This is a genomic window from Streptomyces chumphonensis, from assembly GCF_014779715.1.
GTDB classification, from domain to species: Bacteria; Actinomycetota; Actinomycetes; order Streptomycetales; family Streptomycetaceae; genus Streptomyces; species Streptomyces chumphonensis.
The window spans coordinates 155,952-171,117 of record NZ_JACXYU010000009.1 but is presented as its reverse complement, the minus strand read 5'-3'; the positions used below and the strand labels follow the sequence as shown (position 1 = coordinate 171,117).

General features: G+C 74.5%; 9 protein-coding genes. 1 reads left to right on the top strand and 8 read right to left on the bottom strand.

From position 1 onward, the window contains the following. Positions 1 to 79: 79 nt before the first annotated feature. From IF129_RS17770 to IF129_RS17740, 7 genes are all read right to left on the bottom strand, one after another. Positions 80 to 2,434, bottom strand: coding sequence for a glycosyltransferase (locus IF129_RS17770; protein WP_191210676.1), 2,355 nt, complete (start codon positions 2,432 to 2,434; stop codon positions 80 to 82). After that, entirely contained in the window at positions 2,431 to 3,873 is a 1,443-nt protein-coding gene (locus IF129_RS17765; RefSeq protein ID WP_224755134.1) for a hypothetical protein, read from the bottom strand. Before IF129_RS17765 ends, IF129_RS17770 begins: the two co-directional genes overlap by 4 nt. Positions 3,874 to 4,045: 172 nt before the next feature. Then, positions 4,046 to 5,470, bottom strand: a complete 1,425-nt coding sequence (locus tag IF129_RS17760; RefSeq protein ID WP_191210674.1) for a polysialyltransferase family glycosyltransferase — start codon at positions 5,468 to 5,470, stop codon at positions 4,046 to 4,048. Positions 5,471 to 5,472: 2 nt separating this feature from the next. Continuing rightward, a complete protein-coding gene (locus IF129_RS17755; RefSeq protein ID WP_191210673.1) occupies positions 5,473 to 6,441 on the bottom strand; it encodes a glycosyltransferase family 2 protein in 969 nt (322 codons plus the stop codon). Positions 6,442 to 6,650: 209 nt separating this feature from the next. Further along, the gene (locus IF129_RS17750) at positions 6,651 to 7,940 is read right to left on the bottom strand and encodes a serine/threonine-protein kinase (protein WP_191210672.1); all 1,290 of its coding nucleotides are present in this window, start codon (positions 7,938 to 7,940) and stop codon (positions 6,651 to 6,653) included. Next, positions 7,937 to 8,578 (bottom strand): hypothetical protein, encoded by a 642-nt coding sequence (locus IF129_RS17745; protein WP_191210671.1) that lies wholly within the window; start codon positions 8,576 to 8,578, stop codon positions 7,937 to 7,939. Before IF129_RS17745 ends, IF129_RS17750 begins: the two co-directional genes overlap by 4 nt. Before the next feature lie 125 nt (positions 8,579 to 8,703). Next, the gene (locus IF129_RS17740) at positions 8,704 to 10,611 is read right to left on the bottom strand and encodes an N-6 DNA methylase (protein WP_318153808.1); all 1,908 of its coding nucleotides are present in this window, start codon (positions 10,609 to 10,611) and stop codon (positions 8,704 to 8,706) included. 198 nt (positions 10,612 to 10,809) lie between these two features. Here IF129_RS17740 and IF129_RS17735 point away from each other — a divergent pair, with 198 nt between their 5' ends. Beyond that, positions 10,810 to 11,406, top strand: a complete 597-nt coding sequence (locus IF129_RS17735; protein ID WP_191210670.1) for a DUF4352 domain-containing protein — start codon at positions 10,810 to 10,812, stop codon at positions 11,404 to 11,406. Between the two features lie 99 nt (positions 11,407 to 11,505). Here the strand turns inward: IF129_RS17735 and mfd are convergent, their stop codons facing one another. Then, positions 11,506 to 15,048, bottom strand: a complete 3,543-nt coding sequence (mfd, locus tag IF129_RS17730) for a transcription-repair coupling factor (RefSeq protein WP_191210669.1) — start codon at positions 15,046 to 15,048, stop codon at positions 11,506 to 11,508. Positions 15,049 to 15,166 lie beyond the last annotated feature (118 nt).

Genomic DNA, 15,166 nt, shown 5'->3' with positions numbered 1-15,166 from the left:
ACCGGCCGCGGGTGGACCCCCCTGTGGTCCGCCCGCGGCCGGTCGTGGCGCGTGGTGCCGGGATCGTCCGGCCGCCGGGCTACCCGGCCGTCTCCCCGAACGCCTTGCGGATGGCCGCCATGTTGTCCCGCGTGGTGCGCCACAGCTGCTCTTGGCGCCCGTGGACGTCGGCGACGACGGCCGCGTGGTCATCGAGGATGCCCACGGCCCGTTCGGTCAACAGGGCGCCGAGGTCCCGCTCGTGCACGGAGACGCCCCACTGGGGGCGCTCGATGTCGGCCAGGAAGTAGGCCATCTTCGGGTGCGAGATGAGGCTGATGACGGGCGTGCCGCAGCCGAACGGGATCATGCCCGCGTGCCCGCGCATGCCGATGACGAGCCGGGTGCGGGCGTACTCGGCGCGGATCGCGTCGCAGTCCCAGTCGTACATCGGGACGACGGGGAGGGAGATCCCGTGGGCGCGCCGCAGGTCGAACGCGATGCGCTCGTCCTCCAGCGCGTGGGCGACGCACCGCACCTCCGCGTGCTCCCCGATCGCGCGGACGGCCTTCGCCGTCTCGGCCAGGAAGTGCTCGTAGTCGTGGCCGAAGCGCAGCCCGGCACGGTCGTAGGCGGCGTTGAGGAGGACGGTGTCGGCGCGCTCGGCCGGGTCCTGCCAGCCGGGGACGAGGTGGCGGGTGACCGTCGTCGGGCACGGCTGGTAGCGGACGCGGTCGCGCAGCTCGGCGGGGAGCAGGTCGCGCACCTTCTCCACCGAACCGCTGTTGCGCAGCCCGAAGAAGTCGGCCTTGGAGACCAGCAGGCGCAGCGACTCGGTGAACCGGGTGCGGCTGTAGGACTGCCCGTCGAACGCGTTGTAGCCGACGGCGAAGACGGCCAGCGGCACCGTGAGGCGTTCGAGGTGCGCGTCGGGGACGTTCCACTGCCAGGCGCTGTTGCCGTTCGGCGCGGTGTCGGGGATGAACAGCCCGCCGCCGCCGACGACGACGCCCCGGCTGGCGCCTGCCCGATCCAGAGCCGCCTCGTCGAAGAGCCGGTGGGCGTGCTGGGAGTGCCAGCGCCGCTCGCCGGTGTCGGCGCCGAAGCACAGCCGCACGGACTCGGGGAGCAGCTTGTCGCCCGCGTTGCCCTGCCGGTCCATGTAGAACGCGACGTGCGTGAGCTGCCCGGCCGGGGCGGTGTCCGCTTGGGGCCGGACGTCGGGCCGGGTGCGGCGGTGCAGGATGCGGCACATCCGGTTGACCGGCTCGACGGCGAGGCCGGCGGCGGCGTGGCGGTGCGCGGCGGCGTCGTCGTTCAGTGTCCAGGCGAGCTGGGCGAGGCGTCCGTACGCCTTGGCCGCGCCCTTGGGGTCGGCGGTGGCCAGCAGGAGGTGGGCCTGCGCCTCCTCGTAGCGGGAGAGGGCCATGAGCGCGGTGCCCAGCACCTCGTGCGCCCAGGCGCTGCGGGCGGGCAGCGTCACGGAGGTGAGGACGTCGACGGCCTCCTGGTAGCGGCCGGTGGCCAGGCAGGCCGAGGCGACCTGGCGCGCGACGGCGGGGTCGCCGGTGCGCTCCACGACGCGGCGGCCGAAGTGCAGCAGCAGGTCGGGGTGCTTGGTGCCGGGCAGGGCCAGGTACTGGGCGGCCAGGGCGGCGTCGCTGACGGCGTGGCGCTGCCAGACCTCCTCGGCGAGGGTGTAGCCGCTCTCGCCGCCGTTCCACGGCTTGTGGCGGCCGGTGAAGTGCAGGACGGCCACGTCGTCGGGGACGGGCTGATCGCCGGTGAGCCTGCGCTTGACGAAGTTGTAGCGCGGGTCGAGGCGGACGAAGTCGCCGTCGAGGACGGCGTTCAGGATGCCCTGGTCGTGCTTGTCCAGCTCGTAGGCGCCGCTGCGGCCGACCTCGTCGAGGCGGGCGCAGAAGGCGTCGGTGAGGTACTCGCGCTGGATGACCAGCAGGCCGCTGTTGAGCTTGTGCTGCCCGTGGAAGAACTGCGGGACGGCGGCCAGTCCCTCGCGCAGGGCGAGGAGTTCACCGATGTCGCCGAGGACCACCATGTCGGTGTCGAGGGTGATGACGGTGTCGTAGTCGCGGATGCGGAAGACGTCGAGGATGAAGTACGCCTTGCGGATCAGGTAGTTCTCCGGGTCGCCCTTGACGAAGTCGTCGTAGTGGGCGTCGTCCACGCGGCGCAGGACGACGCGCGGGTGGAGGCGGCGGATCGCCGCGACGGAGGACGGTCGCAGGTCGTCGTAGAGGACGACGAAGTCCTCGCACACGCCCGGGTTGGACAGGGCGAGGCTGCGCAGCAGGGCGAGGAACCCGGGCAGGTAGTTCTCGTCGACGTAGGAGGCGAAGGCGACGCGGCGCTTGCCGGTCGGGTTGCGGCGCCCGGCGGTCGCGGGGCGGGGGGCGGCGCCGGCCGCGCGGGACGCGGGGGTGGACGCGGTCATCTGAGCGAGATCCTCGTTTCGGTACGGCTGGTGGCCCGGTCCATGACCCATTCCTTCTCGCTGAGGTATCCGTGCACGGAGGTGATGGGGAGCTTCATGGCGCCGTCCAGCCGGTAGGCACCGGTGGCGTAGAAGTCGAAACCGATCAGGTCGAGCGTCGGGCTGACGTCGAGGAAGTCCAGCAGCCACAGCATGTTGAAGCCGCTGGTGGGGATGGTCGGCCACGCGCTCTCGGGCACCTTGCCGAGGTTGCGCAGCGGCCAGCGCAGCGAGGCGTCGCCCAGGTAGCGCTGGGCGCCGGGCACCAGGCGCTGCCGCACGGACTGCTTCCACGGCTCCTGGAGGCCGCCGAAGACCAGCCGGGTCTCGACCTTGCGGTCCCAGTTGAAGCCGTGCTTGTGGATGGTGGCGTGGATGTCGGTGCGGCTGCCGGTGGCGGCCGGGTCGATGCGGAAGGAGTTGAACCGCACGACGAGGTCGTAGGAGTCGATCTCGGCGCCGAGCGTGCCGCGGCCGACCTTCTGCGAGTTGGCGACCAGGCAGACGCTCTTGCCCGCGACGAGGTTGCGGAAGTCGCCGACGGTGATCAGCTCGGTGCCGGTGTCCGGGTCCGGCACCGGGCCCTGGGCGCGCAGCCGCGCGTGGTCGGCGTACAGGGCCAGGACGGTGCCGGCCCCGGCGAGGCCGCCCGGGCGGCGGGCGGCGGCGGCCGTGTAGTGGTCCATGAACGCGTCGAGCGACTCGCTGACCTCGGTGGACGGCCAGCGCTCCGCGGTCATCGTCCGCAGCGCGGCCACCCAGCGGGCGGCGGCCCCCTCGCGGTCTCCCCGCTCGTCCAGGTCCAGGCCCTCGGCCCACAGCTCGGTCGGCGCGACGCCGCGCCACCGCGCGTCCTGCGGGAACTCCTCGGCCAGCAGCGTCAGCAGCGCCTCCAGTCGGGCGGCGCTCTCCCGCAGCCCGGCGACGCGGGCGGTGATGCCCAGGTCGTCGTCCCGGCACAGCGCGACGTAGCGTTCGTGCGCCTCGATCGCCCCGGCGTCCTCGCCGAGTTCCTCCAGCACCCGCGCGCGCAGCCGCCAGCCCGCCCGCGAGCCGGGCCGCTCGGTCAGGACGGCGTCGGTGATGGACAGCGCGAGGTGCAGCTCGGCCGCCGACCAGCAGGACAGCGCCTTGTTCCCGGCCTCCAGCAGGGCGTCCAGCAGCTCGGGGAACTCCTTGGACCAGCCCGACCCCCGGCCGCCCCGGGGTGCGGGCGCGGCCGAGGACCGGGCGTGGACGACGAGGAGTTGCCGCAGCGCCTCCGCCAGTTCGCCGCGTCTGCGGTCGCGGTTGGCGACCAGCTTGCCGCTGTGTGCCGCGCACGACTCGATGCTCTGGTCGAGAGTCGTCGGCCGGATGGGGACCTCAGTGTGCGACGCCGGAGCGGATCGCCGGTCCAAGCGGCGAGCCGGCCATCCGGTACGGACCCGTTTCATGATGCTCCAAGACTCGATACGCCCGGCTTCGCCGGGCGTTACGGAAGCACCGTACGGAGCACGGGTGTACCGGTGATGAACGACGACCGACCCGGCGACGAACGCACCAGGCCGTCATGCGACGTTCAACTCCGCGTCACTCCCGGCCCCTTGAACGCCCCGCCCGGCGCGTCGCCGCGCGCTTCACCCGCCGGGCGACGCGCAGCGCCGGGCCGGTTCCGGGGAAGCGGCCACCGGCCGGGGCCAGGCCGCCCGGCAGCTCCAGGCTCGTGAGCCTGCGCCGCTTGAAGTAGCGCAGCGTGCCGGGGCCGAAGTGCTCGGCCAGCCACGCCTCCGCCCCGGCGCGCAGCCCCGGGTACTGCCGGGGCTGCATGCAGTACCCGACGGTGCGCACCAGCGCTTCGACGTCCGCGACCGGCCCGGCCACCGGGCACGGCGCGGCGGCGTCCGGGGCGGCGTCCGGGGCGGTGCCCGCCTCCAGGTCCGGGAGGAGGGCGTCGACCAGGGTCAGCGGCACCCGGTTGCTGTTCTGGTAGGGCGTCAGCCGGTCCAGCAGGGGTGCCGTGCCGATCCGGGCGACGGGGATGCCGTAGTAGGTCGAGGCGGTCAGCAGCGCCGTGGAGAAGCAGCCGACGACGAGCCGGGGCCGGCAGCGTCCGAAGACGGCCTCGGCCAGCAGCGGCGTGGTCGGCACCAGCAGCTCCACCCCGCAGTCCGCGGCGGCCTTCTCCAGGGCGCGGGAGTAGCGCGCGGGCGCCGTGGGGTGCGGCTTGAACAGCACGGTCGTGTGCCCCGCGGCGGCCGCCGCCCGCAGCATGCGGGCGTGCAGTTCCTCCTCCTCGTCCGCGGTGAGGATGCCGAGGGCGGCGAGGTACTGGCCCAGCAGCACCGCGCCCGGCCGTCGGCCCTCGTCCTCGGGCACGCCCGCGTCCGGTGGGGCGCTCGCCGTCATCGTGTCGAGCACGGCGCGGAAGGCCGCGTCCGGGACGGGCTCGGCCGGGACGCCGTACTCGGACAGCAGCAGCGGGCGCAGGCCCGGCACGAGGTCCAGGTGCAGCAGCCGCCGGATGCGGGCGGCCGTCGCGGCGGGCAGCGGATCGCGCGTCGGTCCGTAGCTCATCAACCCGTCGGCGTAGACGTGCACGTCGGCGTCGGCGAAGATCCCGGCGAGCGCGGCGGCCGGGTTCACGTGCACCGACTCCACGACGAGGTCGGCCACGCCGTCACCCAGGTCCCACGCCCGGCGGAACATCCGCTGCCACAGCGGGTTGTCCTGGTCGGCGGGCGACCAGTCGGCGGGGTGCAGCGGGCGGATGGTGTCGTTCCAGTCGACGACGAGGTCGAACCGGGCGGCGATGCCCTCCCAGCCGGCCATGTCCTGAAGCCGGCCCGCCGTCTCGGGCACGGGGGCGTTGTGGGACACCACGAGCACCCGCCGGGCGGCGGCGGCCGGGCCGAACAGGCCGGCGTCCAGGGCGGCGGCGAGGGTCGCGGCGCCGTAGAGGGTGGAGACCTCGAAGATCTGCGGGCGCGCTGTGCCCGCCTTTGTCGTGGGTGCCACGGTCACGCCGCCTTTCCGACGCCGCGTCCCAGCAGGCGCCTCAGCAGGCCGGCCCGCTTGACGTCCAGGACGGCCAGCACGTCCTCCAGCACGTCGGCGGGCATGGCGCGCAGCGCCGCCCCGGCCTCCGTGCGCAGCCTGCGCGTCGTGTGCGCGTCGTAGCGGGCGGCGCCGCCGACGTGGAAGGCGATCATGGCGCAGTAGGTGCGCACGATCTTGGGCAGGAAGCGGTCGGCCTCGGCGTGGGCGGCGACCTCCGCGAGGATGCGGTCGTGGGCGGGCAGGAAGTCGAGCTGCCGCTCGTCCCCGATCTGGGTCAGGGACGTCGCCACGCCGCGCCGGTAGAACACCCCGTGCAGCCCGACGGCGGCGAACGACGCGGCCCGCAGGTGCAGTTGCCAGGTGAAGACGCGGTCCTCGGCCGTGCGCAGACTGGGCACGAACCGCAACCCGTCGTCGAAGAGGGCACGGCGGTAGATCCCGGCCCACACGAACGGGTAGTCCACCATCGTCTTCATCGACGGCGGCGCGATCGCGTCGCGCGGGGAGAGGGCGACGTCGCGGCGCGGCGCGGGCGCCCGGTGGACCACGCGCGTCCGGCCGGTCACCTGGACGTGGTCGGTGCGCACGAAGTCGCAGTCCAGGCGCCGGGCGGCGGCCAGGAGCGCGTCCAGGTAGCCGGGCGCGTACCAGTCGTCGCCGTCCAGGAAGGTGAGGTAGTCGCCGCGCGCCGCGTCGATCCCGGTGTTGCGTGCCTGGGAGATGCCCCGGTTGGTCTCGTGCCGCAGGACTCTGGCCCGGCCGATGTCCGGTGCGGCGCGCTCCAGCAGGTCGCCGGTGGCGTCCTGCGAGCCGTCGTCGACCAGGAGGAACTCCGTGTCCGGGCCCGCGTTGCGGGCGAGGCTGCGGAGGGTGTCCGGAACGAAGTCCCGCACGTCGTGGCAGGGGACGATCACTGAGAGCTTGGGCACGTGGCTTCCCGGTGGAGCGGTCAGGGTGGGAGGCGGTCTGCGCACGCCTTCCGCGCCGCACGGTAGAACCGTCCGACGGCCCCGGCGTGCCCAACGGGCGGATTCCGGGTGAACTTCGTGCGTACGACGTGCGAAGCGCCGACCGTCGCGCGCCACCCGCTCACCCGGCCGGGCGGCGCGGCGCGGGTCGGCAGTGGGTCAGCCGTGGGTCAGCCGTGGGTCAGGTAGCGGCGGCAGATCGCCTCGTCCTGGAGGAGCTGGGTGACCACGGGGTCGTGCGGCCCGCGTTCGGCCGCGTACTCCGCGATCAGCCGGGAGATCTCCGGCAGCGCGCGGGCGTGGTGGCCGGCCTCCATCAGCGTCACCGCGTACTGCTTGCGCAGGCTCCGCACGATGGGCGAGGACGCGCCGTGCTCGGCGACGGCGGCGGGCAGCGCGGCGCCCAGCAGGTCCGCCACGCGCGCGTACGCGCCGAAGGAGAGCAGTCGGCGCACCTCCTCCAGGGTGGCCGCGAGCCCGGTGGGCGGTGGTGGTCCGAAGCCGGGTACCGCGTCGCGCGGCGGCGGGGCCGGGCGCGGCGGCCAGGGCGCGACGGGACGGCGGAAGGGCCCGGTCGGGTCCAGCGGCAGGGCCGGGCCGGGGGCACCGGGGCCGGGCAGGAGCGGGGCCAGCTCCTCGTAGACCTCGTGGGCGTCGCCCGGACGGCCCTGCGGGTCCTTGTGCAGCAGCCGGTGCACGAGGTCCGCCAGCACCGGCGGCGTCTCCGGGCGCAACTCCCTGACCGGGAGCGGTTGTTCGTGCAGCTTCTTGTACAGCAGCCCGGCCGCCTCGGGCGCTTCGAAGGGCACCCGGCCGGTGAGCAGCTCGTAGAGCATGCCGCCGAGGGCGTAGAGGTCGGCGGCCGGGCCCACGGGCGCGGTGCCGATGGCCTGCTCGGGGGCCATGTAGACGGGGGTGCCGATGAGCGCGCCGGTGCGGGTGAGCCGGGTGTCGGCGGCGGAGCCGACGGCGGCGATGCCCAGGTCGAGGACGACCACCCGCCCCTCGGGACGCACGATGACGTTGCCCGGCTTCAGGTCCCGGTGCACGATGCGCACGGCGTGCACGGCCACGAGGGCCGAGCACAGCTGCGCGGCGACGGCCACGGCCCACTGCCAGGGGTAGGGCGCGTTCTCGGCGAGGTGGTCGGCCAGGTCGCTGCCCTCAAGCCGCTGCATGACGAGGAACAGCTCGTCGTCGTCCCGTCCGGCGTCGAAGACGGTGACGAGGTGGGGGTGGTCCATCTGCGCCGTGACGCGGCACTCGCGCTCGAACCGCTCGCGCAGCTCCTCCGGGTCGGCGCTGCCGGAGAGCGAGGCCAGGTGCCCGGAGTGCATGAGCTTGACCGCCACGCGGCGCCCGCCGAGCCCCCGGTCGTGGCCGCCCCACACCTGGCCCATCGCGCCCTTGCCGAGCGGCTCGGTCAGCTCGTAGCGGCCCGCGATGACGCGGCCGATCACCGGCCGTCCCGCTTGCGCAGCAGGGCGTCCAGCTCGTCGAGTTCGGACGCCACCTGCCGCATCCGGGCGGGCGGGGCGGGTCGCCCCGGCGGCGGCGTGGGGGCGGGCGGCGGCGTGGGGGCCGAGGGCGGCCCCGGCGGGGGCGCGTACACGGTCGGCTGCTGGTGCGGGGCGGCCGGGCCGGGCGGCGGCACGGGGCCGGGGTAGCCGTACCCGGCCGCCGTGGCCGGCGGAGCGCCGGGGTGACCGCCGGCGGCGGGCGGCGGCGGGTAGGGGGCGTATCCGGCGTACGGAGCGGGCGGCCGGGGGAAGCGGTCGGCGAGGACCGCGTGCGTCGTCGCGCCGATGATCAGTGCGAGGGCGAACCCGCCCATCGCCGCGCCGAGATCGGAGTCGGGGTCGTCGGGCGTGGTGAGGGCCAGCACGATCTCCAGCACGCTCAGCGCGAGGAACAGCGCGAACACGGCCCAGTCCAGCGGACGGCGGCGCAGCACGGCGAAGCGCAGGGACGGCACCCATGCCAGCATTCCCAGCGACCAGACGGGGAAGGACGCGAACAGCAGCCGCACCACGATCGCCGTACCGCCGGGGCCCCGGCGGTACGGCGGTGGATTCGGTGGTGCGACCGGGCCGTACATCTCGATGCTCCCGTCCTTCGCGTGCCGTGCAAGGGTAGGAGCTGAGGGTATCGGCGCGACAGGGGCATGCGGACGGGGGTCCGCGGATCGGTCCTTTGGTCCGGACGACGCCCGGGCCGCCGCCGTCAGCCGGGGGGTTGTGCGGTGCCCTCGGCGAGCGCGTCGTACAGACCCTGCACCAGCCGCTCGCCCAGCTCCCCGGCGAGCCGCAGGGCCGTCTCGAAGGCGGCCAGGCGGCGGAAGTGCTCGCCGTAGGGGCGCTGCGCCTCCAGGGGGAGCCGGGGGACGCGCAGCCGCCGCACGTCCAGGCGGGAGGCCGTCGAGGCGTAGCTGCTGGCCTGCCGGGTGTTGGCGCTCGAGCGCAGGAAGCCGGCGAGGAACCAGGGGTCCAGCGCGGCGGGTTCGGGGCGCAGCAGGTAGAGCGGCTTGGCCAGTGTCTGACCGGCCCGGTCGGGCTCGACGACGAACGCGGCGCCCCGGCCCTGGACGGGAATGACGACGTCGCCCTCGCGCGTCACGACGGGTTCCCCCTCCGCGCCGCCCGCCCGGACCTCCACGGCGCCGCCGCGCGCCAGCTCGCCCACGGTGGTCAGGGTCCACCGCGTCCCGGCGTCCGGCACGGGCCCGGGGGCGGGTGCGAGTTCGAGGGTGCGGCGCAGCGTGCGTTCCAGTTCCCCGCCGACCTCGGCGAGGCCCTGGGCGTCGGCGGCGGCGCCGGCGGGCGGCAGGTGCCGCGCGGGGGCCAGGTCGACGTCGTCGTCGAGCAGGTCGATGACCGAGCGCGTCCCGCACACGCCGGGCTCCTCGGGCACCGGGCGGCCCGCGTCGAAGGCCCGCCAGGCCGTGCGGACGGTCGCGTGCAGCTCGTCCCACGGCAGCGGTTCGCGGCCGCCGGCCCGGTGGCGGGTGCCCGCGTCGACCAGGAGCAGCCGGGCGTCCGCCGCCGCGGGCCCGCCGGGGGCCCGCAGCACCCACAGGTGCAGCGGCAGGCTGTGCGGCGGCGCGGCCCCGGCGGGCAGCGCGACCACGGCGCGCAGCGCGCCCCGGCGCAGCAGCGCGGCGCGCACGCGGCGGCCGGTGCGCCGCGAGGCGGCGGCGGGCGGCATCAGCAGCACCGCCGTGCCGCCGGGCCGCAGCCGGGCCAGGGCGTGCTGCACCCAGGCGAGTTCGGACTCGGTGCGGGCGGGCAGGCCGTACTCCCAGCGCGGGTCGTAGACCAGCTCGTCGTGGCCCCAGTTGCGCTCGTTGAACGGCGGGTGGCACAGGACGGCGTCCACACCCGGCGCTTCGCCCGGCGGTGTGCGCAGCGCGTCCTCGTCGCGGATGTGCACGGCGGACGGCGGCGGAGTGCCGCACAGCGTCAGGCGCAGGGCGGCCAGCCGGGCGAGGACGGGGTCGTTCTCCTGCCCGTACAGCTCGACGGCCGGGTCGGCCCCGGGCGCGGCGCGCAGCGCGGCGGCCAGGAGCTCGCCGGACCCGCAGGCGGGGTCGAGGACGGTGGTCGCGGGGCCGCCGAGCGCGGCCATGAGGTCGGCGACCGGCGGCGGGGTGAGGGTGTGGGCGCGGGGGTTGGCGTCGAAGTGGCGGGCGAGCAGGAAGGCGAAGGCGTCGGCCGCGCCGGACTCCTCGGCGAGGGCGTCCAGTTCACGTGTCGCGCCGGTCTCCTCGGCCGTTGCGCCGCCCTGCGCCGCCGCAGGGCCGCGCGCCGCGTCGCGCGCCCGGCCGCCGGGCCGGGCGTGCCGCAGGAGGTGTTCCCCGGCGCGGGCCAGGGCCTCCGCCGCGCCGTCCGGATCGGCTTCGACGCGCTGCCACACGCGCTCCCGCAGGGGGACCTCGGCCAGCTTGCCCTGGGCCCGCAGCCACGCCTCGACCTCGGCCAGCGCGAAGGTCGGGCTCGTCTCGGTGCCGCCCACGGGCCGGGGGAAGTGCGGGTAGCGGCGGCGCCAGTTGCTGACGGCGGCACGTCCCACCCCGGCGAGCCGGGCGATCCCGGCCGCCGTCACCTCGGGCACGTCCGGCGGGCTCTGTGACACGTCAGCGGCCTCTCTCACGTCCTGGCTGCGGTCGGTCGAGCATACCCGGCCGTTGCCCTCTTGGAACGGTTCACTCGGTGAACGTCGCTAGACATGTGAACCGTGTTGACTCGATTCACAGTCTCTGTTGTTATTGACCCATCGGTTCACAGCGCACCGCGCTGACACAGACCGTCACCGATTTCGAGGGGTACAGCCATGTCCGTGAACAGCATCCGCACCCGCACGCTCGTCGCCGCCGTGACCACCGCCGTCCTCGCGGTCGGCGGCCTGACCGCCTGCGGCCCGGACGAGCCCACCAAGGAGACGCCCGCGAGCCAGGACACGCAGGGCGAAGCCGGGGGTGACGGCGGGGACGGCGCCGGGGACGGCGACCAGGACACGGACCAGAAGGACGGCGGCGGTTCCTACGCCGCCGGGGACACCGCCGTCTACGACAGCGGGCTCAAGATCACCGTCTCCGGGGCCGAGACCTACCAGCCGGACGAGTACGCCGTCGGCCACACCGAGGGCAACACGGCCCACCAGGTCACCATCACCCTGGAGAACACCGGCGAGGAGAACGTCTCCGCCGACCTCATCATGGTCAGCGCCCGCGCCGGCGAGGACGGGACGGCCGCCGAGGAGATCTACGACGACTCCGTCGGCGGCGGCTTCACCGGCGAACTGCTGCCCGGCAAGAAGGCCACCGCCCAGTACGCGTTCGACGCCCCGGCCGACGCCGGCGTACTCGACCTGGAGGTCGAACTGATCGACTTCACCACCGCACCCGCCCAGTGGAGCCTGGAGCTCTGAGGCCCGGCACCCGCCCCTCCCCGGCCGGAGGGCGCCCGAACCCCCGCAGGCTCCCTCCGGCACACGCCCCGGCCGCACCCCGCCCGGGGCGCGGCCGGGTCAGGAACCCAGCACCGCCACCAGGAACTCGCCCGTCCAGGCCAGCAGTTCCCGGCCCACCACGGGCTTGCCGCCGATACCGGCCGGCTTCGGACGCGGCACGAGCACCTGCCCCGCCGACGCCTTCACCACCGACCCCGGGTAGAGCCGCTTCAGCCGCAGCTCCTGCGACTCCCGCAGCTCCACCGGCGCGAAGCGGATCCTGTTGCCCTGCAACGTGACGTCCGTGACGCCGCACGAGCGGGCCAGCATCCGCAGCCCCGCCACCAGCAGCAGGTTCTCCACCGGCTCCGGCAACGGGCCGTAGCGGTCCGTCAGCTCCTCCCGCACCGCCGCGACGTCCTCCTCGGAGTTCGCCGCCGCGATCGACCGGTACGCCTGGAGCCGCAGCCGCTCCCCCGGCGCGTAGTCGTGCGGCACGTGCGCGTCCACCGGCAGCTCGATCTTCACCTCCAGCGGCGCGGCCTCCGGCTCGCCCCCGCCCTCCATCGACGCCCGGAAGTCCGCGACCGCCTCGCCCACCATCCGCACGTACAGGTCGAAGCCCACCCCGGCGATGTGCCCGGACTGCTCACCGCCCAGCAGGTTGCCCGCGCCCCGGATCTCCAGGTCCTTCATCGCCACGTACATGCCCGCACCCATCTCGGTGTGCTGGGCGATCGTCGCCAGCCGCTCGTGCGCCGTCTCCGTCAACGGCTTCTCCGGCGGGTACAGGAAGTACGCGTACCCCCGCTCCCGCCCCCGGCCCACCCGGCCGCGCAGCTGGTGCAGCTGCGACAGGCCGAACGTGTCGCCCCGCTCCACGATCAGCGTGTTCGCGTTGGAGATGTCGATGCCCGACTCCACGATCGTCGTCGAGACGAGCACGTCGAACTTCTTCTCCCAGAAATCCACCACCACCTGCTCCAGCGCCGCCTCCGACATCTGCCCGTGCGCCGTCGCGATCCGCGCCTCCGGCACCGCCTCCCGCAGCCGCGCCGCCGCCCGGTCGATCGACTCCACCCGGTTGTGGATGTAGAAGACCTGCCCCTCGCGCAGCAGCTCCCGGCGGACCGCCGCACCGATCTGCCGCTCCTCGTACGGGCCCACGAACGTCAGCACCGGATGCCGCTCCTCCGGCGGCGTGGTGATCGTCGACATCTCCCGGATGCCCGTCACCGCCATCTCCAGCGTGCGCGGGATCGGCGTCGCCGACATCGTCAGGACGTCCACGTTCGCCCGCAGCTTCTTCAGCTGCTCCTTGTGCTCCACACCGAAGCGCTGCTCCTCGTCGACGATGACCAGCCCCAGGTCCTTGAACTTCGTCTCCGAGGAGAACAGCCGGTGCGTGCCGATCACGAGGTCCACCGAGCCGTCCCGCAGCCCCTCCAGGACGGCCTTCGCCTCCGTCTCCGTCTGGAAACGGGACAGCGCCTTCACCGAGACCGGGAACTGCCCGTACCGCTCGGTGAACGTCCCCAGGTGCTGCTGGACCAGCAGCGTCGTCGGCACGAGCACGGCGACCTGCTTGCCGTCCTGCACCGCCTTGAACGCCGCCCGCACCGCGATCTCCGTCTTGCCGTAGCCGACGTCACCGCAGATCAGCCGGTCCATCGGGGACGGCTTCTCCATGTCCGCCTTCACCTCACCGATCGTGGTGAGCTGATCCGGCGTCTCGGCGTACGGGAAGGCGTCCTCCAGCTCCCGCTGCCACGGCGTGTCCGCCCCGAAGGCGTGCCCCGGCGCCGACATGCGCGCCGAGTACAGCTTGATCAGGTCGGCCGCGATCTCCTTGACGGCCTTCTTCGCCCGCGCCTTCGTCTTCGTCCAGTCCGCGCCGCCCAGCCGGTGCAGCGACGGCGCCTCCCCGCCGACGTACTTGGTGACCTGCTCCAGCTGGTCCGTCGGCACGAACAACCGGTCCCCCGGCTGCCCGCGCTTGGCCGGCGCGTACTCCACCAGCAGGTACTCGCGCGTGGCGCCCTGCACCGTGCGCTGCACCATCTCCACGTACCGGCCCACACCGTGCTGCTCGTGCACGATGTAGTCGCCCGGACTGAGCGTCAGCGGGTCGATCGTCTTGCGGCGGCGCGCCGGCATCCGCGACGTCTCCCGGCCGGCCGCCTTCTGCCCCGTCAGGTCCGTCTCCGTCAGCACCGCGAGCTTCAGCTCCGGCGCGACGAAACCGTGCTCCAGCGAGCCGCACGAGACCTGCACCAGGGACGGCACCAGCTCCGCCAGCTCCTCGTCGAGGCGCGCCGCGACACCCTCGCCGCCCAGCACCTCCACCGTGCGGGCCGCCGGACCGTGCCCCTCCGTCAGGTACACGCACCGCCAGCCCCGCGCCAGCCAGCCCCTGGTGTCCGCCAGCGCCCGCGCCGTGTCGCCCCGATAGGACTCCGCCGCCCGCAGCCCGAGCCGGATCGAGTCCTCCTCGAACTCCTCCAGCCCCGCCCCCGCCGAGAACGGCGACACCGACCACCACGGCATCCCCAGCTCACGCGCCCGGTCCCGGACGTCCGCGATGGACCACAGCGACGCCGCGCCGACGTCCACCGGCGCCCGGCCGCCCCCGGCGCTCGCCGCCCACGACGCCTCCAGGAACTCCCGGCTCGTCGCCACCAGATCGGCCGCCCGTGTCCGCACCCGCTCCGGATCGCACACCACCGCCATGGCGCCCCGCGGCAACACGTCCAGCAGCAGCTCCATCTCGTCCACCAGGACCGGAGCCAGCGACTCCATGCCCTCCACGGCGATGCCCTCGGCCACCTTGTCCAACAGCTCGCCCAGCTCCGGATGGGCCCGCGCCAGCTCCGCCGCCCGCTCCCGGACCTCCTCGGTCAGCAGCAGCTCCCGGCACGGCGGCGCCCACAGCCCGTGCTCCGCCACTTCCAGCGACCTCTGGTCGGCCACCTTGAAGTACCGGATCTCCTCGACGTCGTCACCCCAGAACTCCACCCGCAGGGGATGCTCCTCCGTGGGCGGGAAGACGTCGAGGATCCCGCCGCGCACCGCGAACTCGCCCCGCTTCTCCACCAGCTCCACGCGCGCGTACGCCGCCGCGGCCAGACCGTCCACGACCTCCTGCAGATCCGCCGACTCACCCGAGCGCAGACTGACCGGAACCAGCTCACCCAAGCCCTTGACCTGCGGCTGGAGCACCGAGCGGATCGGGGCCACCACCACCTGGACCGGGCCCGTGCCCGGCTCGCGCGGATCCGGGTGGGCGAGCCGCCGCAGCACCGCCAACCGCCGGCCCACCGTGTCACTGCGCGGCGACAGCCGCTCGTGCGGCAGCGTCTCCCACGCCGGGAACTCCGCCACGCCCTCCGGCGGCAGCAGCGACCGCAACGCCGCCGCCAGATCCTCCGCCTCCCGGCCCGTGGCCGTCACCGCCAGCAGCGGGCCCTTCGCACGGCGCGCCAGCGCCGCCACCGCCAGCGGGCGCGCGGCCGGCGGACCCACCAGATCCACCTCACGGCGGGAGGCGGCCTCGGCGGCCTCGACCGCCTCGCGCAGCCCCGCGTCGGCAACGACGGCGTCAAGCAGACCGGACAGGCTCATGGGGTGTGTACTTCCGTCCTCGGACAACACGAAGGGCCCGACACGCAAGCGGGCCGGGGCTGCCCAGCGTACGCGCTCGGGCCGACACCGGCCCCCGCACACCGCCGGACGCCGCGCC